Below are 25,265 nucleotides of genomic sequence, written 5' to 3'. Positions count from 1 at the left end.
ATCTAATAATTTTTCATTAGAAATTTAATTTTATAGATAAAAGAGATTGAAGTGTTAAATTATATGGCGCAAACAATGCAAATAAAATGGTCAAAATAAAATTAAAAAACTTCAGAAACGGTTGAATTTTCAAAAAAATTTTTTGGCATGAATTATGCACTTATCATAAATATCTAAAAATATAAGTGAAATAGTTTGAAGTTTATATTCTGGAGAGGTGTAGGACAATGAAAATACAAAATGAAAGAATGAGTGACTTAAGCATGTCAGGGGGCTTGTATGAGATATTTCAACAAGCTTTAATTATGGAACGCGATGGTCGAAAAGTAGTACATATGGAAATCGGAAAACCGGATTATGATTCGCCTCAAATTGCCAAAGAAGCCGTTATTAATTCATTAAATGATGGATTTGTACATTACACGGCGATGGCAGGCATTCAGGAATTACGTGAAGCAATATTAGAAAAAGAACAGAAGGCAAATTGTATTGTTGCTGACCCAAATTCAGAAATTATTGTAACCGCAGGAGCTTGTGAAGCATTAATGGCATTTATGTTGGCTGTTTTAGATCCTGGCGATGAAATACTTATACCAAGCCCATATTTTTCTGCATACGACGATATTGCAAAAATTCAAGGAGTAGTAATTAAGGAAGTACCGTTAAAATTTGAAAATGCTTTTGAATTACAAGCAGCTGATTTGGAGAAATATGTAACTTCAAAGACCAAAGCGTTACTTGTAAATACACCGCATAATCCTACAGGGGCAGTGATAGGGAAAGAAGAGTTGCTAAAAATAGCGGAGTTTGCAAAGAAATACGATTTAGTTGTGATTTCTGATGAGACCTATGATCAATTTTTATTTGAAGGAGAACATGTAAGCTTATACACCTTACCTGGGATGAAAGAACGAACCGTTGTAATTAATTCTACTTCGAAAACTTTTTCTATGACAGGATGGCGTGTAGGTTATGCAATTGGTCCAAAAGAAATCATTCGATATATGAATAAAGTGCATCAAAACATGTCAACCTGTGCGACATCATTTGTTCAAGTTGGTGCAGTAAGTGCATTTCAAAATGGAAAATCTTTTACAGAAAAAATGGTTGATACATTTAGAGAAAGGAGGGATTTAGTAATAGAAGGATTGTCTCAAATAAAGGGAATGGAATATCAAGTTCCTCATGGAGCATTTTATATATTCCCTAAAATTTCAGACATTGGGTTATCATCTACGGAATTTTGTCAACGAGCATTAGAGGAAACGGGCGTTGCTTTAGTTCCTGGAAATGCATTTGGCGAGAATGGTGAAGGATTTATTCGATTGGCTTATGCTTGTTCGAACGAAGAAATCAAGGATGCAATGGCATTACTTAAAAGGTTTGTTGAAGAACTATAAAAGGAGAGGGACATGAAAAGAAAGTTAAGTATAGTATTGGTGATGATTTTAGTACTAGGTTGTTCGCTGATCGGTTGTGGCGACAAGGAAAACGCTGGATCGGCTGATTCGAGTGACGAAAGCTATTTAATTCGTGTAGCACATGTTTTACCAACGGATCATGCAACACATATTACTGCAGAGGAAGTCTTTAAAAAAGAAGTTGAGGAAAAATCCAATGGAAGAATAAAAGTAGAAGTGTATCCGAATGGACAGCTGGGCGGTGACAGACAAACCATTGAAGCTTTAAATTTAGGTACTGTTGAAATGTGTATTCCAGGAGGAACGGTATTATCTGGATTTGTTGAAGATTTTATGGTACTTGATTTACCTTTCTTATTTAAGTCAAAAGAGGATGCATTTAAAGTTCTCGATGGAGAAGTTGGAAATGCATTAAATGCCAAATTGGAAGATATCGGAATTGTCAATCTTGGGTATGGTGAAAATGGATACCGTCATGTTACAAACAATAAAGGACCGGTTACATCTCCAAAAGATTTAGCAGGACTTAAGATTCGAACAATGGAAAATCCAATTCACATGGCTTCCTTTAAAGCATTTGGAGCAAACGCTACACCAATTTCATTTAATGAATTGTTTACAGCACTGCAACAAGGTACAGTTGATGCACAGGAAAATCCAATTCCTATTATCTATACATCAAAGCTTTTTGAAGTTCAAAAATACTTGAGCTTGACAGGACATGTTTATACGCAGTGCCCATATTTGATTAGCAAAACATTCTTTGATAAATTGCCAGAAGATTTACAGCAAGTTGTGAGAGATGCAGCAAAAGATTGTGTCGCTGCTCAGAGAGAAATGTGCGCAGAGCAAGAACGTGAATATATCGATGATTTAAAAGAAGCCGGCATGCAAGTAAATGAATTGACTGCAGAACAGAAGCAAGAATTTGTGGATGCAGCACAGAGTGTTTATGATGAGTATATTGAAAAATATGGATCTGAACTATTAGATGAAATCAAAGCAGAAATAAATTAAGGAATATACAAACCGTATCATTTTGTGATGAAACAGAATACCGGGACGGGTTTCTCGGTATTCTGTAATACTTGAGAAATCGAGGAGGGATTCTGTTGAATCGATTAAAAAAGATAGATGATAATTTAGAAGAATATTTTTTAGTAGCAACCATTTCAATATCCGTCATCGTTATTTTTTTACAAGTAATTATGCGCTATGTATTTAAAGCCTCTTTACCATGGAGTGAAGAATTTGCAAGGTGTTTATTTTTATGGCAGATATGGGTTGGAGCGGCTTATGCCGCAAAACATTCAAGGCATCTACGTGCGGAAGTATTAAAGTCAATTACAAATAAGAAATATCATAATTACATTGAGTTGATTGCATTAATCATTTGGCTTGGATTTGCAATATTCTTAACGATAAAAGGAGCTCAAGTGGTACAGATGATTGGGCGTATGAAACAATTATCTCCGGCAATGAGAATGCCGATGGTAATCCCTTATCTATCAGTGCCGGTTGGATCTGTGTTGATGGTGTATCGTTTGATTCAAAATTTAGCGACGTTAATCAAAACAATGATTATAGATAAGAAAGTATTGCCAGAAGGAGTGGAACAATGAGTGTTGTAATATTATTCGGATTTCTGTTTTTGTTCATATTTTTAACAATACCAATTGGTATTGCACTCGGATTAGCAACTGCTTTGACTTTGATGTTAACCAGTAATATTCCAACTATTATTATTGCGCAGAATGCGTTTGCCGGATTGGATTCCTTTCCTTTAATGGCGATTCCTTTTTTCATATTGGCAGGTAATCTAATGGAGCACGGTGGAATTTCTCAGCGAATTCTAGATTTTGCGGATAGTCTAATTGGATTTATTACGGGTGGATTAGCAATGGTTACAACGGTATCTTGTATGTTCTTTGCAGCAATTTCGGGATCTGGTCCTGCTACTGTTTCTGCAATTGGAACTTTTATGATGCCAGCAATGGAACGAAGAGGGTATGATGGTGGATTTGGAGCTGCATTGACAGCTGCTGCTGGTACCATTGGAGTTGTAATACCTCCTAGTATTCCTTTTGTTATTTATGCGGTTGCTACAGGAACATCCATTTCAGATTTGTTCTTAGCTGGAATTATACCAGGTGTTTTAATGGGGTTGGCATTAATGACAACCAGTTATGTCATTTGTAAGAAAAATGGTTGGAAGGGAAGCGGAAAGAAGCTGAGTATTAAGCTTGTTGGAAAAGAATTTGTTAATGCATTTTGGGCATTGCTTATGCCGATCATTATTCTGGGATCGATTTACAGTAGTGTTTGCACTCCAACAGAAGCAGCAGTTATTGGAATTGTGTATGCGTTAATTATTGGTAAATTCGTTTATAAACAATTGGAAAATCGATTTATCTATAAAGCATTGGTATCTACGGCACTTATTAATGGAGCGACTTCCTATATGATTGGGTTATCGACTTCTTTTGCAAACTACTTAACGATGGAACAAGTGCCCAATACGGTTGCCATGTTATTAACGACAATTACAGATAACCGAATTGTTATTATTTTAATCATCAATCTATTTTTGTTAGTAATTGGATGCTTTATTGATAATATATCATCTTGTTTGATATTGGCACCAATTTTCTTGCCAGTTGTAGTTGGATTAGGAATGAGTCCAATTCAATTTGGAATTGTCCTTACAATGAATTTAGCAATTGGCTTTATTACGCCACCTTACGGTGCAAATTTATTTGTTGCCAGCGGCGTTGGAGGTGTTCAGTTTGAGCGGGTAGCCAAGAATATCATTCCATTTGTAGCAAGTTTAATTTTAATATTGTTAATCACAACATTTTGGGAGCCAGTATCAATGTTGTTACCAAATATGTTTTCAAATTAGTGGAGGAATCGTATGAATATTGCCATTTTGATAAAGCAAGTACCAGATATGGAACGAGTAAAATTTGATTGTGAACGTGGGTTAGTAGATCGTTCAACAGCTGGAGTGGAAATTAATCCATTTGATTTAAACGCCTTGGAAGCAGGTGTGAACATTGCTGAAAGTAAGGGTTGCGAGTCGGTTGTTTTAACAATGGGACCACCAAGAGGTGCGGATTCTCTTCGAGAGGGAATTGCCAGAGGAGCCAGCAGAGGAATATTGTTATCCGATCGAGCATTTGGCGGCGCAGATACAAAAGCTACTTCTAAAACATTAGCAGCAGCTTTAAAGAAGATGGGAGTTCCGGAGATTATCTTAGTAGGAGAAAAAACAGTGGATGGCGATACGGGTCAAGTGGGCGCTGAAATTGCAGAATTCTTAGGCATACCACATATTTCTTATATTGAAGAAATTTTAAATATTTCAGAGAATGATATTACAGTTGTATCCAATATTTTTGATGGAAAATTTGTTAAAAAAGCTAAATTTCCTGTTTTGTTAACGGTGACCAAGGACTTAAATGTTCCAAGACTACCTTCTTTTAAGAGCAAGTCTATTGCAAGAAAGGCAGAGATTCCAACTTGGTCTCTTGAGGAGCTTTCCGATTTTATTGAAAAAGAAGAAGTTGGTATTAAGGGTTCTCCAACAAAGGTAAGAAAAATTGTCGTACCAAAAGCAGAATCACGCGTATGTAAGAAGGAAAAAGACAACATTGAAAATTTCTTGGATGAAATGATTGGCGATTTGATAGAAAAAAATGTGTTGGAGGGTTAAAATGATAAATGATGTGAAGAAAATTGTGATTCTTGCTGAACAGAAAAAAGGTAAAATTCACAAAGTTACATATGAGTTATTAGGAAAAGCAGCAGAACTCATTGCGAGTTTTCCGGAAGGTCAGTTTGAAAAAGATGTCATTGTTTTAGGTTCGGATCAATTAAATCTGGATGAAATATTACACCATGGTGCAGATAAGATATATCATATTGCTGCGAATTCATTTGATATGCCAGACGAATGGTTATATAAAGAGAATATTTGTGAACTCCTGAAACAGATTCAGCCGGAGATGTTACTGGTCGGCGCCACAACTTTTGGACGGTCTTTAGCACCAAGAATTGCAGCTGCATTAGAGACAGGATTAACTGCAGATTGCACGGAATTAATGATTGATACAGATGGCAAGCTGATTCAAATCAGACCAGCTTTCAGCGATAATATATTGGCGCATATTAAAACTGAAACCTTACCGCAAATGGCTACGATTAGGTATAAGGAATTTGCCCCTGCTGAATGGACAGATGAGGTTAACGGTGAAATTATCAAAGTAGATGCTTATGTAAAGGGCAATGAATTAATCGAAATTTTAGAGGAATTGGAAGAAAGTGAATTTGATATCTCAGATGCTCACATTGTCATTTCTGCAGGAAAGGGCATTAAATCTAAAGAAGATATGAAAATGATTTATGAATTAGCAGAATGCCTGAAAGCAGATGTAGGAGCAAGCAGGGCAATTGTGGATGAGGGTTATATTGATAAATCTCATCAGGTTGGATATTCCGGTAACCGGGTGAAACCATCGTTATACATTGCTTGTGGAGTTTCAGGAGCGCCGCAGCATTTAGCGGGGATGAAAGAATCTGATGTGATAGTGGCAATTAATTCAGATGCATCGGCTCCAATCTTTGAAGTATCGGATTATGGTATTGTAGGGGATGTTTATAAAGTGGTACCAATGTTGATAGAAAGACTGAGAAGTAAAGAAATATAGCTTGATGCAAGGATAAGTAGATGAAAGGAGATATACAACATAACGTTGTATGAATACCGTAATATGGATGGAATGTTGATTAAAGAATTAAAAGCCATAGTTGGGGAGGATTATGTTATTACTGAACATGATAATGTGGTCAGCTACCTTTATGATGAAACGGAACCCAGATTAAGACCGGCCGCTAATGAAGACTGTGTGGTTGTAAAACCAAGAACGACAGAGGAAGTATCTAAGATTATGGCTCTAGCCGATAAAAATAAGCAAACGGTTGTAGTTCGAGGTGGAGGTACAGGATTATGCGGTGCTGCGATACCTACAGAACCCAGTTTGATTTTATCGATGGAACGATTTAAGGAAATCATTGATTTAGATGATAAGAATTTCATTATTACACTGGAAGCTGGAGTTACATTAGGTGAAATGAATGAATTTTTAAAGACTAAGGATGTATTATATTTTCCTTGTCATCCTGGTGATGAAAGTGCGCAGATGGGTGGACTTGTCGTGGAAAATGCCGGTGGTGCGAGAGCCGTAAAGCATGGTGTAATGCGAAACCATATTAAGGGTGTAGAATTGGTACTCCCGAATGGAAAGGTGATGAATCTAGGTGGGAAACTTCAAAAAAATAATGCTGGATATGATTTATTACAATTAATCATTGGTTCTGAGGGTACACTTGGTATAGTTACGAAGGTAATGCTTAAGTTATACCCAGAGTCAAAATTTACTGGAACATTATTGGTTTCTTTCGATTCATACGATCAAGCAACCGAAGCTGCGACAAAGACATTACAAAGTGGTATTATACCTTTATCCATTGAATATTTAGATCGCCAAATTGCGTTAAGATCTGCAGAACATTTAGGAGAAAAATGGCCGTTGCAAAAGGGTAATGTTGATTTGATGTTTATTTTATCCGAAGACAGTGAAGATGCATTATTTGATGTAGGTGGTATGATCGAAGAAATTTGTGAAGTAGTAGGGGCAGTGGAAAGTTTAATTGCAGACAGTTCTAAGGATCAAGCTCGAATATTAAATATTAGAAGCAACACCTATACCGCTTCTAAGAGCAGTATTCTGGACTCTATGGATATTACAGTACCGCCAGCTCAAATGCCAGCATTAATGCATGGTTTTAGTTCCATCGCAGAAAAGTATCATGCATCCATTGATACGGTTGGGCACATTGGAGATGGAAACGTACATAATAATATCTATTTAGTAGATGGTGAAATACCACCTTATTATGAAGAAATGAAAGAAGAATTGTATAAATTGGCAATTCAATTAGGTGGAAGCATCACTGGTGAACATGGTATTGGAAAGATTAGAAGAAAGAATTTACCACTTCAATTTGATGAGATTCAGATAAATCTAATGAGAGGAGTCAAAGAATTATTTGACCCTAATAATATATTGAATCCAAGGACTGCAATATACTAAATAAGAAATTGAATCATTTTATGCTTGAGCTCCCTATTGGGAGCTCTCCTCATTGGTAGATAAGTAAAATTACCTAAGAGTCCCTTGTATTTTAAGAATTTTATGATAATTTATTGATTTAAAATATACAAGTATGTAAAATTATAATAGGTTAAACATTTATATAGGAAATATTAGAGGAAAATAAGAGAGTAGAAGTGAATTATGATAAACAGTGAAATACGGTATTTATTAAGAAAAATCGTAGGGAAAGAGTATTGCATTGTAGACGTCGATGAAGTGGCTTTGTTTTTATATGATGAAACAGAACGCTTTTTAAGACCTCAGGCCTCTCAAGAATGTGTAGTAGTGAAACCGGAAAATGAACAAGAAATTGCGGAAATTGTAAAAATAGCGAATAGCGAGTCAATTCCTGTAGTGGTTCGAGGTGGTGGAACGGGTCTTTGTGGTGCAGCAATACCAACCTACCCCAGCATTATTATTTCTATGGAGAGAATGAATCGAATCGTTGCAATCGATGAAAAAAATTTTATGATAAAAGTCCAAAGTGGAATTACCTTAAAAGGAATGAATGCATTGCTGAATCAACGTGTTAATTTATATTTTCCGGCAAAATTAGGAGAAGATACCGCTCAAGTAGGAGGGCTGGTTGCGCAGAATGCCGGTGGGGCCAAGGTAGGAAAGCATGGGGTAATGCGAAATAATGTAAAAGGGATGAGGGTAGTTCTTTCATCCGGTGATATTGTATCGTTCGGTGGAAGTTTGAAAAAGAATAACGCTGGATACGATCTGATGCAATTAATGATTGGATCAGAAGGAACCTTAGGAATTATCACAGAGGTAACATTGCAATTATTTTCTAAAACGAATTTTAATAGTGGTATTTTGGTTTCTTTTGACAGTTATACGGAAGCAACGGAAGTCGTTAATCGTATATTAAGAAAAGGAATTACTCCATTGACGATTGAGTATTTAGATCGGTCCATTGCAATGCGAACCGCAGAATATTTAGGAGAAGAATGGCCATTAGAAAAAGGAGAAGTATTTTTACTCTTTGAACTATCAGAGAAAAATGAAGCAGAATTATTTAATGCAAGTGTAGGGATTGAAGAAGTATGCAGCAGAATGGGTGTAGTCGATTACATCGTATTAAATTCAATTAAAGAAAGGAATCGTATTTTAGAAATTAGAAGCAATACCTACCATGCAACAAAGAATTTATTAGTAGATTCTTTGGATATCTCGGTTCCACCCGCAGAAATTCCTAATTTAATGAAGCATTTTAATCATATTGCACGCAAATACAATGCTATAATCGATACTGTTGGACATGTTGGGGATGGAAACGTTCACAATAACATTTATTTAAAAAATGGAGAAGTACCAGAGTACTATGAGGATATGAAGGTGGAATTGTATCAAATAGCAATTTCGATAGGAGGAAGTATTACCGGTGAACACGGGATAGGAAAAATTCGCAATAAAAATTTAAAAATGCAGTTAAGTAAAGAAGAGATTGAACTAATGAGAGGATTAAAACAATTATTTGATCCGAAAGGAATTATGAATCCAGATACAGCAATATATTAAAGGATTAGGTATGATAATGATTACTGATAGCACAATAAACAAATTAACTTCGATACTAAAGGATGGAATTTATATTGTTGATGAACGTGGAAATACCGTAGTCTATAATCGTAAAATGAGTGTAATTGAAAATAGATCCTTACAGGATATTCAAAGCACGAATTTATTTGAACGGAACGATCCGAAAGATGAGGATATTGTTTCAGTACTTAATAGTGCAACGCCGTTAGTAAATAAAATTTATTCGGGAATAAATAAATTTGGCAATAAGGTAATCGCAAATAACTCTATCTGGCCTATTTCACAAAACAGTGAAGTGATAGGTGTTATTAAAGTAGCAGTGGATGTTACAGAGATTCGAGAATTACATGAAAAGATTTTAGGGATTAGTAAAGATATCGGTATATTAACAAAAAAAAGCAATATCAGCGGAGAGAAACGTGGGTATCTGCTTTCTGACATTATTGGAGAAAGTGACATTATAAAAAATGTAAAGAAAAAGGCAAAGCTGGCAAGTGAATCAAATGCAAATGTTCTAATTTATGGAGCATCAGGTACAGGGAAAGAATTATTTGCACAAAGCATACATAATGAAAGTAAAAGATATAGAAAACCGTTAATTATGGAAAACTGTGCGGCAATACCGGAAAATTTATTGGAAAGTGTTCTATTTGGAACTGTAAAAGGTGGATTTACCGGTGCAATCGATCGAATCGGCTTATTTGAAATGGCAAACGGAGGGACTTTAATTTTAGATGAAATAAATTCACTCCCGATTGGATTGCAGGCAAAACTCCTTCGTGTTCTGCAAGAGGGATCCTTTCGACCGATAGGCGGAACTGATGTTGTGGATGTAGACGTACGTGTAATTGGGATTATGAATGAAAATCCAGAGCAGCTTATTTATGAGAAAAAATTGAGGGAGGATTTATTTTACAGATTGAGTGTAATAGACATTTATGTACCTTTACTGAAAGAGAGAGATACAGATGTACAATTATTGATGAAATATTTTTTAGAGAAGCATTCGGAAAATAACCAAAAAAATCTTAATGGGTTTAGTGAAGAAGTTTTAAAAGCTTTCGACTCCTATTCCTGGAGAGGAAACGTAAGAGAATTGTCAAATGTAATCGAGTGCGGAGTTAGTATGGCTAAAAATAATAGTGTGATTGAAATGAAAGATTTACCTTTTTATTTCATAAAATATTACAGTCGAGAGCAAGAAAAAATAATGTCAGAAAATGAAATTGAAAATGCATTAGCAAGTGGAGTCACTTTACAAAAATATATTGCATGTGTAGAGCAAGAAGTTATTTGGAGAGCATTTGAAATGAATAACTGTAATATTTCAAAAACAGCAGAGCTTTTAGGTGTTACAAGACAGACTTTGCAACATAAATTAAAAAAGCTGAAAATATAATGAAAATCGTCTATATGATGCTATCAATAAACAGTTTAATTATTCATTAAAGAAGAAATTATTTAATCAAAAAACCTCTTTCGTTGATGTAATTATTAAAACATCCGCAAAAGAGGTTTTTTTAAATTTTTAAGATTTAAAATCTTACTACATACTACCCATACTTCTACATTCTTGTGCACACATACGGCAGATATCAGCACACTTTTGACAGTGATCATCTTGGAACATTGCACATTCTTCAGCACACTTATCACAAATTGTTGCACACAGCTGACAATGCTCTTTACTGAATTGGCCATTCATTGCCATCATTCCAGCTGACATTTGGCACATCATTGCACATTCAACTAGCATGCTAACGCAATTCTTTCTTGCATTTAAATCCGGTTCATTTAGACATGCTGTAAAACATTCATAGCAAGCTTGTTCACATTTATGGCATGCATCAATACAAGTTTGAAATTTGTCGGTCATAGTTGTTACAATACCCATTTAAAATCTCCTTTTTCTTAGTGATATAAAATTAAATAATTAAAAATCAATTATATTATTTGTGTATGTGTCATTATTTATACAAGAAAAGGAAGGTTAATAATACTTAATATAAAATCTAAAAAATTATATATATCAATTATTATAAAAAAATTTGACGAAATACTCTAAAACAATTAGAATGGTTTTTAACGTAAATAGAACGGAGGAATGAAAATGGCGATTGAAAAAGTAAAAACATATTTCAGGCAATGGAATTTAGAAGATAAAATACTAGAATTTGAAGTATCGAGTGCAACTGTTGAGCTTGCGGCTGATGCTCTTGGATGTGAACCGAAGCGTATCGCTAAAACATTATCGTTTAAACGTGACGATAACTGTATTTTAATCGTTACTGCGGGTGATGCTAAAATTGATAATCGAAAGTATAAAGAAAAGTTTGGGATTAAAGCTAAAATGCTGGCACCAGATGAAGTAATTGAATTTGTGGGACATGCTGTTGGAGGCGTCTGCCCATTTGCTATAAAGCAGGGTGCGCCGGTTTATCTCGATGATTCATTGCAGCGTTTCCATACCGTATTTCCTGCATGCGGAAGCAGTAACAGTGCTATTGAATTAACGATTCCCGAGCTGGAAAAGTATTCGAATTACATCGAGTGGGTTGATGTTTGTAAGGGATGGAATGAAAATGAGCAATAAAAATACACTTAAAATCGGATGTCATTTATCATCATCAAAGGGTTTCTATGCAATGGGGCAGAATGCTTTAAAAATTAACGCAAATACGTTTCAATTTTTTACACGTAATCCCAGAGGAAGTAGAGCGAAAGAAATGAATTTAGAAGACGTTGAGCGTTTTTTAAAGTTCATGCAAGAGCATAAAATTGAAAAGGTATTAGCCCATTCACCTTATACGCTGAATCCTTGCTCTGCGGATGAAAAAAATCGGGATTTTGCCAAGGTAACAATGTTAGATGATTTAACGCGTATGGAATATTTACCGGGAAACTTTTATAATTTTCACCCGGGAAATCATGTTGGGCAAGGGATCGAAGCTGGGATTGAACAAATTATTTCGATGTTGAATTCGATTTTAAAACCAGAGCAGACAACGACGGTTCTCTTAGAAACTATGTCCGGAAAAGGAACGGAAATTGGCAGCAAGTTTGAAGAGTTGCATCAAATTATGGAAGGCGTTAAGCTAAGTGATAAGTTAGGAATCTGTTTGGATACCTGTCATGTTTTTGATGCTGGTTATGACATTGTAAACGATCTTAGCGGAGTACTTCATGAGTTTGATGAGATTATTGGTCTGGATAGGCTTTATGCGGTACATCTCAATGATAGTAAGAATCCTATCGGAAGTCATAAAGATCGTCATGAGACAATTGGAAAAGGAACGATTGGAATGGATGCAATTCTCAGTATACTTACACATCCTAATTTATGCCATCTTCCATTCTATTTGGAAACACCAAATGATTTATCGGGCCATAAAGTGGAAATTGAAATGATTCGCACAGCGTTACAGCAAAATTAAGATTATAAAAATGCTATTGAATAAAAAACCTCCAAAAATATATTTTTGGAGGTTTTTTCTACTATTATAATACCACAAAATGACCAAAATTTCAAGTCTTTTACTTATGCAGTAATTAGTGTATTAAGTATTAGAGGGGTGATTTTATGGAAGGAAAGAGTAAAAACAAACTCATATTTTATAATGCTTCAATTATAAAACAGCAAGCTGTAAATGAGATTATAAAATGCAATAAAATTACAAAAAAATTTGGGTTAACTTTAACTAATCGACAGGCGGCTGAATTGATTGAAACGCGTAATTATGTTTTAAATGCAAATGGCCGGATTGAATTTGGGGGAGGCGTTGTTGATAAAATTATAAAAGAATTTTGTGATTCACCGTTTATATCAATGTATAACTATACAGAAGTACTACATGATTTGGTAGAAATGTTTTATGAGTATAAAAATGAAACACTTGATTTAGCCAGTGATGAAGAATTAATAAAATATATGAAAAAAGCGTTTGATGGAGTATGTCATGGCTCCATATATTTACTTTCTGAAAGAGAACTTGCAAAAATGGCTCGTAATATAAGATTTGGGATTCATCCGGATGATTCTGAGGATAATGACGAAGTGAATGAGAAGATGGAGGATGATTTTGATGAATATTGAGAGTATCAGTTTGATCGATCAAAATAAATTAAAGGAAGACTGCTATTTTGAATCTTTCATTGAGGAAGCTTATCGTTGCAATTTTTTATCCGTTTCCGACATTGAAAGAATACAATTTGAGTGCATTGAGTTATTAGCACATAAAGTTGAGCGGTATAACGGTGGTGATAGTAGTTCGATTCGAATGGAAATTGCCGAAAATATAATGCAATCGAATCTATATACAATTGGAATTTATTTAAAATCCTTTCATAAAGCAGAAGCTGCGATAGAAGCATTAAGGGAAATCTCAATCAATGAATTGTATTTTAAAGGTACTGTTGAAATTGAGAAAAAGATAAGAGATGCAAAGTATCTTCATCGAAAGGTTTTAGAAAACAAAATTAATATTGGTTATTATACGTATAACGCAACTATTGTAGACGGTATCGAAGGCTTCTTTAAATTATATAATCCTGAATTTGATGCTTGTGAAAACCATATTACAGCAGATTATCCAACTTGTAACCCAATTAAAAATGTTGTTGGAATTGAATTTATCCAAAAATATTTAGAATATATTTATTTTGAAAACATGTTTTGTCAAAATTATATGCCAGAGGAGATTCATCACTTGCTTTGTGGTATTGATGAGAACTATGATTATTTAATACTGAATATTTATGAGCAAATTTTTACCTCTGCAATCGGATGCAAGCTTGCTGGTATGGAAAGCAGAGGATTGAATCTTTCTGATGAAACAATTAAATATTTATATGGAAAATTAAATAATAAATCAAGCGAAGAGATACAAAGCACAGTTAATCGGGCATATTGTGAGCTTAAAAAAGAACTATTAATAAATAATGATCTTCAAGAGTTATATTTAGAAGAAAGTTTAGCAAGAATTTCTCTAAATATCTGTATTGCCTTGAATTTAAAAACACTCAGTAAAGTATTTATTGTACCTGATTTCCCTGAACGAAAACCCAAATTCTTTTTTTCTTATGGGGAGAAGATGGATAATGAACAATACCGATATATTGTTGAGGAATTATTACAATGCCGCTTTTTATCAGATAAGCTTTCAATTATAGAAAGTAAAATAAAATCACTTGCTGATTTAGAGGATATCTTTTTTGATGCAGGATTCAATCCAGATGAAATGGATGCTATTTTTAAGAAACTTGAAATTTCTGAACTCGCAGCGCTCGCGAAAAATCATAATTTGTATAAAAGAATGGAAGCATTGGATGATTTACGAGAATCGGAACAAAATTTTCAAAGCAGTTTGTTTCATTATATAGAATCACTATCAGAAGAAGAGAAGGGTTGGATTTATACTGCAGCTGATAATATTGTGATAGACTAAAAAATTAAGATGTTTGTAATATATTTGAAAGGAAGTATTATGCTATAATGAATTGTAATTATTGGGAAAGAAAGGAATTTAATTAAATGGAAATAGTAGAGCTTCCAGAAAATACATCGACATTTACAAAACAGAAGAAGATAACCCTTCTTGTAATTATTGTCATTGCCGTGCTTTTGCTTGGCATAAAAGCATACCATCTATACCAGCAAAAATTACTGCTTGAGGAAACCATTGCAAACCTTGATTGGGAGATTCCTCTTGAAAAAGATTTTGAATTCACAGATTGGCGTCAATTAAAACAAAATGAAGAATTTCAGAAATACGGGCTAAGAGTTTTTTCAGTATATGCAGAGGATAAAGATGAAGATAATATTTTTGATAAGCTGTATGGCGTAATGAATGAACAAGGGGAGATTATCGTTCCGGCTATTTATTGGCATCTTACTCTTAATTGGGATATGGGATATATACTAGGAGAAAATTGGGATACGTATCAAGCACATTATTATAGTTTGGATGGAAAAGATTTTATAGCGAAGACATTTAAAGATGCATCTCCGTTTGAAAATGGTTACGCCACTGTAGAAGATGAAGCAGGATATCATATTATTGAACCATCTGGAAACGTAAAACTAAGATTTGATTGTGATTATTTAAGTGCATTTGACAGTAATAGAGGTCTTTATGAGTTTGAAGATAAATATGATAATGGCATCATTGGTGGAAAATGGGGCATTGTGGACATAAATGGGAGAGTATTATTAGATGCCCATTATGATATGATACATAAGGCCGATGAGGATAAAATTTTAGTTACTTATGAGACTAAAAGTATCATTCAGGAGAGTCAATATTTTGATTATGATTTTAACCTGGTATTTCAGGAAAGCTTTGATGAAGCAAAACCATTTACTGATGGATTGGCACCTGTGAAACGAATCGATGATACATGGGGCCTGATGAATGAAAAAGGAGAGGTAGTTCAAAAAATCAGCTGCAGTGATTTTTATTCTTATTCAGAAGGTTTGGCGATCGTTGGACGCGGGAATTATTTATGTGGAATCAATAAGAAGGGAGAAACAGTATTTAAGGAGCCTTATGAGGAAGGCGGCAATATTACTGGATTAACAAAAGGCTTTCAGGAAGGATTGCTTTTGTTTCGAGGGAAGAATGGAAAATACGGTTATATTGATAGAAACGGAGACGTAGTAATTTCTCCTGTGTTTGATGATGCAGATCCGTTCGAAGATGGAAAAACATTTGTAGAAGTAAACGGTCAGGGAGGAGTTATCACAAGAAATGGAATATAGTCGTATACAGAAAAATGCAGTGAAGGCTTGGATGATTGGAAGAACGATTTCTTTAGTGATATTTTTTGCAATTTATTATCCGGTTGTTTATAAGTTAATAATGCCGAACTTTGGAAGTATTTTTGAGGTAAAATATGGTTTGAATGGTTTAACGATTCTTTTAGCTTTTTGTTTTTTAATGAATACTTTTATTATGCCAGTGATCCAATATAAAGAGTGGAAATACAGTATCCAAGAAGATCGTATTGAATTGATTCATGGTGTATTGGTACGAAATAAGGTAATCATTCCAATCTCTAGGATACAATACATTGAGATTGAACAAGGACCAATTTATCAGAGTTTTCATCTTGCTTCCTTAAATATTAATACAGCAAGTGATGTACATGAAATACCGGCATTAACATTAGAAGAGGCGAATGAGATTTCACAAAGATTAAAAGCAATGATAGAAATGAGTGAAGACATTGAATAACAAAGAAGAATTAAAAAATCACCAAAACATTAGTAGAAATTCACAAGATATAATTGAGGAAGTGGATGAATTTGATGAGGTAGAGCGCAACCATGCATGTAAAATTCTTTATTTGTTCTTAAGAAAGCTTATGAGCTGGATCTTCTTAATAATTATTGTAATAAAGAATATGCATAGTGATTTTGGTTTTTCTGCGATTTTTTTTGCTTTATTTATAATTCTGTCTTTCGTGATGTTTTTCAGCATGATTGATTGGTATAATCAAATTTTTTATTTTAAAGATGAAGCAATTTATTATAAAAGCGGACTTATGAATATAAAAATCAGAGAAATCCAATTCAAGAAAGTAAATACAGTTGATTTATCACAGGGTATACTTGAAAAAGCTTTTGGTCTTGCTAAGATTAAAATTGATACAGCCAGTCTTTCAAAGGATGAAAGTGAACTGTCGCTATTATTGAATAAAGAGAAAGCAATAGAGATTCGTAATCTTATCCTAAATCGGAAGGATGATGAAACAGTACTGGAAGAGGTATCTTATGACTGCTATACTTTAAATTCTAGTCAGCTCATGCTTTATGCATTAACTTCAAATGCAATTGCTAAGGGAATCGGTATTATTTTTGTCGCCTATACATTCTTAGATGATTACTTTTTGGATATTTTTGATATTAAACTATTTGATAAAGGGCATTTTACAATTCAATATTTATTGACAAAAGCGATATGGATTATAGGAGCAATTTTAGTTATAAGTATAACCTTATCAGTATTACAGAGTTTTATTCGATATTATAATTTCAAAGTTTATGTGGATAAGGATAAATTAAATATTCGGTATGGTTTATTAAATGAAAAACATTATTCGTTTGCTCGAAATAAAATAAAAGGGATTCATAGCAAACAAAATCTAATTATGCAGTTATTTCATATTAAAACCTTAGAAATTGAAAGTATTGGCTATGGGGATGAAAAAGGGGAATCTGCAATTTTATTTCCAATTTGCAATGTTGATTTAGAACGTAAAATTATAAATGATATTTTACCGGAATTCAATTTTGGTGGTTGTATGCAAGTACCTCCGAAACGTGCTCTGATTCGATTTATATGGAAAAAACTCGTTTTTATTGCCATTCTGGCAGGCATTTTTACATATTACTTTTCATTTGGATTTTTAAGTGTCCTGTTGTTTCCCTTTGCCTTAATTTTAGGATATATGCAATTTAAAAATACTGCGGTTGGGATGGAAAAGGATTTACTTGTTATGTCTTACAATGGATTTTACAAGGTTGGAACAGTTGTTAAAAAAAGTGCAGTGCAGTCTATAGGAAAATCTTATACATACTTTCAAAAAAAGAGAAAGCTGGCAAATTGCAACGTAAGTATTTTTAGCAATCAAAAGTATAAAAGTATTCAAGTTGAAAATTTAGAAGACCAAATGATAGATGATTATTTGAAAAAAGTAAGATAAATAGGTAAAATTGAATTAATTAGTAAAAGGTTAGAGAAAAGGAGGAAGTTATGTTTCGAGAAATGAGAAGAAAAGAAAAGCAATTGCCAATGGAAGAGACAATTAAAATGTTGGAAAAAATGTCTCATGGTACGCTTGCTCTTGCAGGGGATGACGGTTATCCTTATTCACTGCCAATCAGTTATGCCTACAAAGATAATAAAATATATTTTCATGGTGCAATGCAAGGACATAAAATTGACTCGATTATAAAAGAGCCAAAGGTATCGTTCAGTGTTATTGAACAAGACACGGTCCTGCCGGAAAAATTTGATACCGTGTACCGAAGTGCAGTTATATTTGGAAAAGCCAGAATTCTAAAAGATAAAAATGAAAAACGGGCTGGATTAATGGCGTTGATTGAAAAATATTCTTCTGCATATATCGAGAGTGGTGAAAAGTACATTGATAAAGCCATCGACGCGGTGAATGTTATTGAAATTGTGATTGACCATATGACAGGAAAAGAGGGTAAATAAAGTGCAAGAGATAAAAGAAAACATAACAATGGATGTTTTGGATCAAGTAGATATAAGAGTTGGTACGATTATGCAAGTCTCCGATGTGAAAAATTCAAATAAGTTAGTCAAATTATCGGTAGACTTTGGAGACTTTAAAAGGAATATACTGGTTGGTATGAAAGGGGAACGAGAGAATCCATGTGAGATAGAAGGAAAACAAGCTCTGTTTGTTGTCAATCTTGCACCAAAAAAAATGGCAGGAGAGATATCAGAGGGAATGTTATTTGATATCGGATATAAGGATGGAATTATACCGGTACTAGCTCAGCCAGAAAAAGCAGTACCGAATGGAACCACTGTTGGATGAATAAGATCCGTTAATATTATTAATGAAACAATAAATTATTACAAAAGACAAAACAATTAGTTAATTCTAATTGTTTTGTCTTTTAATTAGTAAAAAAAGGTAAAATGAATTGCGGTATAGAAAGAAAATAAGATATAATGTTTTAAATACTAAAATTGATTATAAAAGGGTAAAGGATTGAGAAAACGATTAAGAAAACCATTATGATGATAAAGGCCTTAAAAAAGTAAATGGATAATGGGGTGAATCATTTGAAAAAACATATCCGGAAATATATTTTGCTTCTTTTTACTTTCGTCCTAGTTTTTGGATCGTCGGAAAAGAGTTTTAGTACTACCATGGCAGAGAAAGAAAAATATCTAGAAGAAAATAAAGGACGTACTTTTATTTTGGGTGTAGATCCCTATTCTGGCATGGAGTATTTTGATTATAACGGAAAAGAAGAGGGGTATATTATTCCTCTGATGGATTATATCAGTGAAGATTTAGGAATAAAAATTAAAATTGATACTCGAAGTTGGTCTGAGATCTATCAAGATTTGTTAAATGGACATGTTGACATTCTCTTTGCAGCAAATGAATCAGAGGAAAGAAAAAAATGGATGTCGTTTACAAAGCCGGTTTATAAAAATCCATATGCGATTATTACAAAAGATGGAAGTACCATTCAAACAATTGGTGATATCGATCAAAGAAAAGTGGGGTTTGTCAAAGATGATATTATTATAGAATTGTTGCCTAAATTATACAATAAAATCAACTATCAGAAATTTGTATTTGATGACAAAAATGATGGAGTGGAAGCAGTACATAGAGGTTTAATTGATGCTTTTATCACTGCAGGAGGCGCTGTTATTTATGATTATACATACACCTATCCAGATTTAAAGTATGTTTTCAAAATTAATAAAATCAATTCAGAGTTGACTTTTTCAACAAGAAAAGAAGATGCAATTCTAGCAGAAATCTTGAATGATGAAATTGAATCGATTGAGGACAATAAGCTTAAGGAGTTTATTAGGGAGAATGAAATAAAGTATTATCGAAAAATCATGAACCTAAATGAAGATGAGTTAAATTATTTAAAGCAGGATGGAAAAGCTGTTTTTGGTATTACAAAAGATTATCTCCCTTTTGATTATTATAGCGATGGAGAATATCTTGGAATCAGTGCTGAAATTATTAAAGAAATCGGAAGCAAAACTGGAATAACGTTTACTTATGTATATGATGATTTTGATACACTATATGAAAAATTAAAGCAAGGTGAAATTGATATTTTAAATATTGCAAAGACAGAAGAACGTTCAAAACATATCATATTTCCTAGAGCATTCAGTAAGGAACGAGATATTATTGTTGGAAGAAAAGACAGCTTAGATGTCAGAGATATTTTTGGATTGGAAGATAAAAAAGTTGCTGTTATCAATGGATTTTGGCATAAAGAAGTTCTGGAAAAAAATCTAGTTAATGTTAATATTATTGAAACAAATAACATTATGGAATCTTTAAACCTAGTCAGTATAGGCAAAGCGGATTATTTAATCGAAAATCCAACCGTAGTGAGATATTATATTGGTGAATTGGAATTATATAATCTATGTGAAAAGGGAGTTACTAATTCAGATTCTTATTTGTATTATGGTGTAAATAAAGATAAGGTTTATTTGGCTTCGATTATTGACAAAGTTATCCCATTATTGGATATTGAAGAATTGTCAAAGACAGGATATGCAGAAATACCTCATAGACAAAACATTATAAAAGAAGAACGATTGGTCTTTATAATATCAGGAATGGCGATTTTGTTAATTTTATTGGCTATTCTAACTTATAAAATTAAAAAAGACTTAATTATGGAAAAGAAAAAAATAGAACTTTTAAATGCCAGAGAAGAGCTTTTGTACACTGATACATTGACAAATTTAAAAAATAGAAATCATTACCTCACAAAAGTCCGGGATACCATTGATGAGAAAGTATATCCACAAACTCTCATCATTGCAGATTTGAATAATTTAAAGATTGTAAATGATAAGTATGGGCATCAACTTGGCGATGAACTCTTAAAGTTGTTTTCTAGAAGTTTACATCAAATATTGCCTAAGAGCGCTTATCTTTATCGGTATGGTGGAGATGAATTCTATATTATTCTATTTGAAGAAAATACTCAATCTGCAGAAACTCTAATTGTTAAAATAAGAGAATATTTAAATGAAAATCCTATTGTAATCAGTGAAGAAGATAAATTAATACCTTCAGTAGCTTTTGGATATTCTTATCGACAAGACAATAAAAAATCTATCTTTGAGTTAGAAAAAGAAGCAGATTCTAATATGTATGCAGATAAAAAAAGGATAAAGGAGGAGGGGGACATCTTATGATTTTAAAAATGCTGGTAGAGAACACTTCCGTTTTCGATGATATTTATTGTGAACATGGATTGAGCCTATATATTGAAACACAAAATCATAAAATTTTATTTGATACGGGGGCAAGTGCGCTTTTTTCGGAAAATGCAAAAAAAATGGGCGTTGATTTAAGAGAAGTTGACATTGCAATACTTTCTCACGGGCATTATGATCATGGCGGTGGTCTAGCTACATTCTTAAAAATAAATGATAAAGCAAAAATTTTATTAAATCAAAATGCATTTGGAAAATATTTTGCAAATCGTAAAGATGGTGAAAAAAAGTATATCGGATTAGATCAAAGTTTACTTCCAAATGATCGATTTGTATTTGTAAAAGATAATTTTATTATTGATGATGATATGGAACTTTTATCCAATGTTAAAGGTCAAAAATATAAACCGTCTGGCAATAAGGAGTTATTGAAAGAAATGAAAGGTTCCTTGGTTCTTGATGATTTCATGCATGAACAAAATTTAATCATCAAAGAAGAGAAAGGAATGATACTTGTCGCAGGATGTGCACACAATGGCATTGTAAATATATTAGAGAATTTTTATCAAAGAAAAGGTTGTTTTCCAAGACTGGTAATAGGTGGATTTCACTTGTATAATCACTCATGTGATCAAACGGAAAATCCGAAAATTGTGAAAGAAATTGGACAGTTTCTAAAAGAAACAAACTCTACTTATCTAACCTGTCATTGTACAGGTGTTGACGCTTTCCATCAGCTGAAAGAAACTATGGGGGAACAAATTATGTATTTATCAACCGGTTCTTGCTTTAGTAATCAATTATAAAAAGTTTAGAGGGGTAACAGGATGCATTGGTTTAAAAAGAGTATTATAAGAAAAATTTTACTTGCACATAGTATCTTTCTCTTGTTAATTTTTTGTATATTTGGTTTTTATTTAAATACGCAAGTACGTGATTATTTTGAAACAGTACGAAAAGAGGAGCTGTCAAAAGAGGCTGGCCGAATTGCTATAGAAATTGAGATGTTTATGCAAAAATATATTATAATAACATCCGAAATGATGACAAATACAGATTTTATAAACATTACGAAAGATGTCAGAGACAGATCAGATAAACAGAAACACCCTCTTTATGTACGAGTAACAAAACAATTGGATGACATCGCTATGATGGATGAAAACATCGCTTTATCTTATATTGCTTTGGATGAAGCGAGTGATATTGTTACCAACCAGTATGGATATGAAATAAGATGGGATTTTGATTTAAGTAAAAGACCATGGTATATTGAGACGATTCAGGCAGGGAAAGTTACGGTAACCAATCCATATATCGATATTATAACAAATAAGAAAGTGATAACCATTGCGGTACCTATTATTGAAAATGGAAAGAATTTAGGTGCATTTGGTTTGGATTTAATGATTGATGACCTCTATAAAATGATGAAAACTCATCATATAGGGCAAGATGGTTATGCTATGATTCTGGATAAAAATGAAGATATTCTTTATCATCCTGAATATCAAGAAGAAATGTCTGAAAAGCCTTCTTTTAATCAAGCATATGGTATTACTTTAGATAAGCTGATTTCAAATCAAAAAGGCGTAACGCAGGTTACAATTAATAATAAAGCGTATTTTGTAGCTTATAGTCCTATAGAAAATGCAAATTGGTCAGTCGTTACTGTAATTCCAATAAAAGAAGTCTTTGCGCCATTGCATCGCTTAATGCAGATATTTTATTTAGCATTAATTGCTATCATTGTTATCACGGCATTATTAGTTTGTTTATTGCAATTTAGTATATCAAAACCAATTGTTGTTATTTCAAGAGAAATCGAAGGATATAGCAATAACAATCGAACGATTTGTTTGCCGCAAGATTATTTTAAAAGAGAAGATGAAATTGGTATTTTAACAAAGGGCCTTTCTTTTATGACGAAGAAAATGGCCCAATATATGATCGAAATTGAACATAAAAATATAAAATTATCGGAAGAAATCAATAAAAAAATAAAAATTCAAACGAGGCTGGAAATGATATTGAAGCTTCTATCCAAAACAGATGAAGGAATTTTTATTGTAGATCAAAATTATGTTTGTTTGTATTGTAATTCTGCATTTGAAAAGATATCCGGATATTCGCAAGATGATTTAAGGAATCATCAGATTATTGATGATATGATTCATTTACATAAAGAGTTATTAAATAATATTTATAAAAACAAACAGGTAAAAGAAGAAATTGAGTATCAGAATGCACAGGGGCAAACTTATTATTTATTTTTAAAGATTGATGTCGTTCAATACAATAAAGAAGATTATTATATTGGAAGTGTGATAGATATAACAAACTATAAGCAAAGAGAAAAAGATGTTTATGAATTGAAGTATTTAGATTCTTTGACAAAACTACGAAGCAAAACGTATTTTGAAGAATTTTTTAAAAAATTAATGCATCAAGAAAATTTAATGTGTGCTTTAATTATTATAAATATTAATGATTTTAGACTGATTAATGAGGCGAAAGGATATGAATTTGGGAATAAAGTACTAGTTGCTCTTTCTGAAAAATTAAAAAAATTTGAAGAGAAAAATGATTGCCTTGCAAGATTAGGGAATGATGAATTTGCGATTCTGAAAACAAATATTAAATCAATTAATGATCTTTATACTTTTGTCACAAGACTGGATCAAGAGATAAATTCTAAATATTATATTGATTTGGAAGAGGTATATATTGCTGCCGGAATCGGTGTCGGGATTTATCCAAAGGACGCAGATAGCTTTGATGTCTTATTGAAAACTGCAACTTCAGCTTTAAACAGCGCAAAAAGGAGCAAAGCAAATCGTTTTGAATTTTATAATAAAGATATCAATAAACAATCAATGCAAAAATATGAATTACAAAATAAAATGAGAAACGCACTTTTGCAGCATGAATTTTCGCTTAAGTATCAGCCGCAAATTGATATGCAAAGTGGACAAATAATTGGAATGGAAGCGTTGATTCGTTGGAAACCACAAAACAGTGAAGAAAGCATTATGCCATATATATTTATTCCTCTAGCGGAAGAATCTGCAATGATTTTGCAGATTGGAGAATGGGTTCTCCGAGAAGCTTGCTATTTCGGACATAAACTTTATAGTCAAGGTCATAAAATCAGTATTGGTGTAAATTTATCAAGAATACAATTTAAAGAACCTTACATTATAAGTTTAATTCATTCAGTTTTAAAAGAAACGAGGCTACCTGCTAACCTATTAGAGCTGGAAATTACGGAAGGTATCTTAATGGAAAATCAGGAGGAATGTGAGAGAATTTTAAATGAATTAAAAAGTATGGGTGTTAAAATTGCAATTGATGATTTTGGAACAGGGTATTCTTCTCTATCTTATTTGAAAAAATTTGCTGTAGATAAGATTAAAATAGATCGTTCCTTTATTAAAGACATTCCAAATAGTGATAATGGAATTATTGCAAAAATTATTATTGAACTGGCTGAGAATCTAAATTTATCTGTTATTGCTGAGGGTGTGGAGACACAAGAGCAAGTTGACTTCTTAATTAAAAATCATTGCAATCAAGCACAAGGATTTTTATTTGCTAAGCCACTAAATGAGGAAGAGACATTGCAGTTTTTAAAAGAAAAAGAATAAAATTATAAAATTTTAATTTACTTTTCAAGAACATCATATTTCGAAAAAATAAGTTCAGAAAAATACCATAAAAATTAAAAATTTATGTCATACTTTTGCCATATTTGTTCGGTACTATTAAACCATAAAAATTGTTAGAGAAGATATAAAAAAGGAGGTCTTTTATATGAAAAGAACGAAAATAGCTTTAACGGTTGGTATGATGGTACTCGCACTTGGTGCAACCTCATTGACTGCATTTGCAGCTTCAAACTATAAAACTCCTGCAGAAGCAGTAGCAGCTCTTACAGGAAAAACAGTTGAGAGTGTTGTTTCAGAAAAAACAGCAAACAATGTTACTTATGGAAGCATTGCAAAGGATGCTGGAAAATTGGAAGAGTTTAAACAAGAGCAGCTTCAAATGAAAAAAGATATTTTAGAAAAAAGAGTTGCTGATGGAACTATGACACAAGAAAG

General features: G+C 32.9%; 23 protein-coding genes. 22 read left to right on the top strand and 1 reads right to left on the bottom strand.

Annotation, left to right across the window (positions count from 1 at the left end; all coding sequences use genetic code 11):
* The first annotated feature begins 227 nt into the window (after nucleotides 1–227).
* The 9 genes from I2490_RS02280 (at nucleotide 228) to I2490_RS02240 (ending at nucleotide 10,586) form a co-directional block, all read left to right on the top strand.
* The gene (locus I2490_RS02280) at nucleotides 228–1,400 is read left to right on the top strand and encodes a pyridoxal phosphate-dependent aminotransferase (protein ID WP_206458170.1); all 1,173 of its coding nucleotides are present in this window, start codon (nucleotides 228–230) and stop codon (nucleotides 1,398–1,400) included.
* Between the two features lie 12 nt (nucleotides 1,401–1,412).
* Entirely contained in the window at nucleotides 1,413–2,438 is a 1,026-nt protein-coding gene (locus I2490_RS02275; RefSeq protein ID WP_206458169.1) for a TRAP transporter substrate-binding protein, read from the top strand.
* A 95-nt stretch (nucleotides 2,439–2,533) separates the two neighbouring features.
* A complete protein-coding gene (locus I2490_RS02270) occupies nucleotides 2,534–3,043 on the top strand; it encodes a TRAP transporter small permease (protein WP_206458168.1) in 510 nt (169 codons plus the stop codon).
* Nucleotides 3,040–4,323 carry a TRAP transporter large permease gene (locus tag I2490_RS02265; protein WP_206458167.1) on the top strand — a complete coding sequence of 428 codons (1,284 nt, stop codon included), beginning with the start codon at nucleotides 3,040–3,042 and terminating at the stop codon, nucleotides 4,321–4,323. The genes I2490_RS02270 and I2490_RS02265 overlap by 4 nt, the downstream gene beginning before the upstream one ends.
* 12 nt (nucleotides 4,324–4,335) lie before the next feature.
* Nucleotides 4,336–5,136: an electron transfer flavoprotein subunit beta/FixA family protein gene (locus I2490_RS02260; RefSeq protein WP_206458166.1), complete on the top strand. Its 801-nt coding sequence runs from the start codon at nucleotides 4,336–4,338 to the stop codon at nucleotides 5,134–5,136.
* 1 nt (nucleotide 5,137) lies between these two features.
* Nucleotides 5,138–6,130: an electron transfer flavoprotein subunit alpha/FixB family protein gene (locus I2490_RS02255; protein WP_206458165.1), complete on the top strand. Its 993-nt coding sequence runs from the start codon at nucleotides 5,138–5,140 to the stop codon at nucleotides 6,128–6,130.
* A gap of 45 nt (nucleotides 6,131–6,175) precedes the next feature.
* The gene (locus I2490_RS02250) at nucleotides 6,176–7,576 is read left to right on the top strand and encodes an FAD-binding oxidoreductase (RefSeq protein ID WP_330634524.1); all 1,401 of its coding nucleotides are present in this window, start codon (nucleotides 6,176–6,178) and stop codon (nucleotides 7,574–7,576) included.
* A gap of 204 nt (nucleotides 7,577–7,780) precedes the next feature.
* Nucleotides 7,781–9,166, top strand: a complete 1,386-nt coding sequence (locus I2490_RS02245) for an FAD-binding oxidoreductase (RefSeq protein ID WP_206458164.1) — start codon at nucleotides 7,781–7,783, stop codon at nucleotides 9,164–9,166.
* Between the two features lie 10 nt (nucleotides 9,167–9,176).
* Nucleotides 9,177–10,586 carry a sigma-54 interaction domain-containing protein gene (locus I2490_RS02240; RefSeq protein WP_206458163.1) on the top strand — a complete coding sequence of 470 codons (1,410 nt, stop codon included), beginning with the start codon at nucleotides 9,177–9,179 and terminating at the stop codon, nucleotides 10,584–10,586.
* A 147-nt stretch (nucleotides 10,587–10,733) separates the two neighbouring features.
* On the opposite strand, the gene I2490_RS02235 is transcribed toward I2490_RS02240, so the two are convergent.
* Nucleotides 10,734–11,081 carry a four-helix bundle copper-binding protein gene (locus I2490_RS02235; RefSeq protein WP_206458162.1) on the bottom strand — a complete coding sequence of 116 codons (348 nt, stop codon included), beginning with the start codon at nucleotides 11,079–11,081 and terminating at the stop codon, nucleotides 10,734–10,736.
* A gap of 216 nt (nucleotides 11,082–11,297) precedes the next feature.
* Here I2490_RS02235 and I2490_RS02230 point away from each other — a divergent pair, with 216 nt between their 5' ends.
* From I2490_RS02230 to I2490_RS02170, 13 genes are all read left to right on the top strand, one after another.
* Nucleotides 11,298–11,780 (top strand): YbaK/EbsC family protein, encoded by a 483-nt coding sequence (locus tag I2490_RS02230; protein ID WP_206458399.1) that lies wholly within the window; start codon nucleotides 11,298–11,300, stop codon nucleotides 11,778–11,780.
* Nucleotides 11,770–12,621 carry a deoxyribonuclease IV gene (locus I2490_RS02225; protein ID WP_206458161.1) on the top strand — a complete coding sequence of 284 codons (852 nt, stop codon included), beginning with the start codon at nucleotides 11,770–11,772 and terminating at the stop codon, nucleotides 12,619–12,621. Before I2490_RS02230 ends, I2490_RS02225 begins: the two co-directional genes overlap by 11 nt.
* 146 nt (nucleotides 12,622–12,767) lie before the next feature.
* The gene (locus tag I2490_RS02220) at nucleotides 12,768–13,280 is read left to right on the top strand and encodes a DUF6323 family protein (RefSeq protein ID WP_206458160.1); all 513 of its coding nucleotides are present in this window, start codon (nucleotides 12,768–12,770) and stop codon (nucleotides 13,278–13,280) included.
* Nucleotides 13,270–14,631 carry a DUF6179 domain-containing protein gene (locus I2490_RS02215; protein ID WP_206458159.1) on the top strand — a complete coding sequence of 454 codons (1,362 nt, stop codon included), beginning with the start codon at nucleotides 13,270–13,272 and terminating at the stop codon, nucleotides 14,629–14,631. The genes I2490_RS02220 and I2490_RS02215 overlap by 11 nt, the downstream gene beginning before the upstream one ends.
* Before the next feature lie 86 nt (nucleotides 14,632–14,717).
* Nucleotides 14,718–15,944, top strand: a complete 1,227-nt coding sequence (locus tag I2490_RS02210) for a WG repeat-containing protein (protein ID WP_206458158.1) — start codon at nucleotides 14,718–14,720, stop codon at nucleotides 15,942–15,944.
* Nucleotides 15,934–16,419 carry a PH domain-containing protein gene (locus I2490_RS02205; RefSeq protein ID WP_206458157.1) on the top strand — a complete coding sequence of 162 codons (486 nt, stop codon included), beginning with the start codon at nucleotides 15,934–15,936 and terminating at the stop codon, nucleotides 16,417–16,419. The genes I2490_RS02210 and I2490_RS02205 overlap by 11 nt, the downstream gene beginning before the upstream one ends.
* A complete protein-coding gene (locus tag I2490_RS02200) occupies nucleotides 16,412–17,890 on the top strand; it encodes a PH domain-containing protein (RefSeq protein ID WP_206458156.1) in 1,479 nt (492 codons plus the stop codon). Before I2490_RS02205 ends, I2490_RS02200 begins: the two co-directional genes overlap by 8 nt.
* A 50-nt stretch (nucleotides 17,891–17,940) precedes the next feature.
* Nucleotides 17,941–18,408: a pyridoxamine 5'-phosphate oxidase family protein gene (locus I2490_RS02195; RefSeq protein ID WP_206458155.1), complete on the top strand. Its 468-nt coding sequence runs from the start codon at nucleotides 17,941–17,943 to the stop codon at nucleotides 18,406–18,408.
* 1 nt (nucleotide 18,409) lies between these two features.
* On the top strand, nucleotides 18,410–18,757 hold the full coding sequence (locus I2490_RS02190) for a hypothetical protein (protein ID WP_330634522.1): 348 nt from the start codon (nucleotides 18,410–18,412) through the stop codon (nucleotides 18,755–18,757).
* Between the two features lie 338 nt (nucleotides 18,758–19,095).
* Entirely contained in the window at nucleotides 19,096–21,141 is a 2,046-nt protein-coding gene (locus I2490_RS02185) for a transporter substrate-binding domain-containing diguanylate cyclase (protein WP_206458154.1), read from the top strand.
* Nucleotides 21,138–21,968, top strand: a complete 831-nt coding sequence (locus I2490_RS02180) for an MBL fold metallo-hydrolase (RefSeq protein WP_206458153.1) — start codon at nucleotides 21,138–21,140, stop codon at nucleotides 21,966–21,968. The genes I2490_RS02185 and I2490_RS02180 overlap by 4 nt, the downstream gene beginning before the upstream one ends.
* A 21-nt stretch (nucleotides 21,969–21,989) precedes the next feature.
* Nucleotides 21,990–24,809 carry a bifunctional diguanylate cyclase/phosphodiesterase gene (locus tag I2490_RS02175; protein WP_206458152.1) on the top strand — a complete coding sequence of 940 codons (2,820 nt, stop codon included), beginning with the start codon at nucleotides 21,990–21,992 and terminating at the stop codon, nucleotides 24,807–24,809.
* 166 nt (nucleotides 24,810–24,975) lie between these two features.
* The coding region (locus I2490_RS02170) for a hypothetical protein (protein WP_330634521.1) at nucleotides 24,976–25,265 on the top strand (290 nt) is incomplete at its 3' end.

The sequence above is a fragment of the Anaerovorax sp. IOR16 genome, from assembly GCF_017168145.1.
Lineage (GTDB): Bacteria > Bacillota > Clostridia > Peptostreptococcales > Anaerovoracaceae > IOR16.
The sequence above is the reverse complement of the archived record's forward strand: the minus strand, read 5'-3'. Positions and strand labels throughout refer to the sequence as shown.

Bases quoted from the DNA above. Each gene is read 5' to 3' on its own strand.
- I2490_RS02195 (WP_206458155.1), top strand. From the start codon at position 17,941: ATGTTTCGAGAAATGAGAAGAAAAGAAAAGCAATTGCCAATGGAAGAG.
- I2490_RS02185 (WP_206458154.1), top strand. From the start codon at position 19,096: ATGGCAGAGAAAGAAAAATATCTAGAAGAAAATAAAGGACGTACTTTT.
- I2490_RS02220 (WP_206458160.1), top strand. From the start codon at position 12,768: ATGGAAGGAAAGAGTAAAAACAAACTCATATTTTATAATGCTTCAATT.
- I2490_RS02275 (WP_206458169.1), top strand. From the start codon at position 1,413: ATGAAAAGAAAGTTAAGTATAGTATTGGTGATGATTTTAGTACTAGGT.
- I2490_RS02225 (WP_206458161.1), top strand. From the start codon at position 11,770: ATGAGCAATAAAAATACACTTAAAATCGGATGTCATTTATCATCATCA.
- I2490_RS02245 (WP_206458164.1), top strand. From the start codon at position 7,781: ATGATAAACAGTGAAATACGGTATTTATTAAGAAAAATCGTAGGGAAA.
- I2490_RS02230 (WP_206458399.1), top strand. From the start codon at position 11,298: ATGGCGATTGAAAAAGTAAAAACATATTTCAGGCAATGGAATTTAGAA.
- I2490_RS02280 (WP_206458170.1), top strand. From the start codon at position 228: ATGAAAATACAAAATGAAAGAATGAGTGACTTAAGCATGTCAGGGGGC.
- I2490_RS02175 (WP_206458152.1), top strand. From the start codon at position 21,990: ATGCATTGGTTTAAAAAGAGTATTATAAGAAAAATTTTACTTGCACAT.
- I2490_RS02235 (WP_206458162.1), bottom strand. From the start codon at position 11,081: ATGGGTATTGTAACAACTATGACCGACAAATTTCAAACTTGTATTGAT.
- I2490_RS02265 (WP_206458167.1), top strand. From the start codon at position 3,040: ATGAGTGTTGTAATATTATTCGGATTTCTGTTTTTGTTCATATTTTTA.
- I2490_RS02215 (WP_206458159.1), top strand. From the start codon at position 13,270: ATGAATATTGAGAGTATCAGTTTGATCGATCAAAATAAATTAAAGGAA.
- I2490_RS02205 (WP_206458157.1), top strand. From the start codon at position 15,934: ATGGAATATAGTCGTATACAGAAAAATGCAGTGAAGGCTTGGATGATT.
- I2490_RS02240 (WP_206458163.1), top strand. From the start codon at position 9,177: ATGATAATGATTACTGATAGCACAATAAACAAATTAACTTCGATACTA.
- I2490_RS02255 (WP_206458165.1), top strand. From the start codon at position 5,138: ATGATAAATGATGTGAAGAAAATTGTGATTCTTGCTGAACAGAAAAAA.
- I2490_RS02180 (WP_206458153.1), top strand. From the start codon at position 21,138: ATGATTTTAAAAATGCTGGTAGAGAACACTTCCGTTTTCGATGATATT.
- I2490_RS02260 (WP_206458166.1), top strand. From the start codon at position 4,336: ATGAATATTGCCATTTTGATAAAGCAAGTACCAGATATGGAACGAGTA.
- I2490_RS02210 (WP_206458158.1), top strand. From the start codon at position 14,718: ATGGAAATAGTAGAGCTTCCAGAAAATACATCGACATTTACAAAACAG.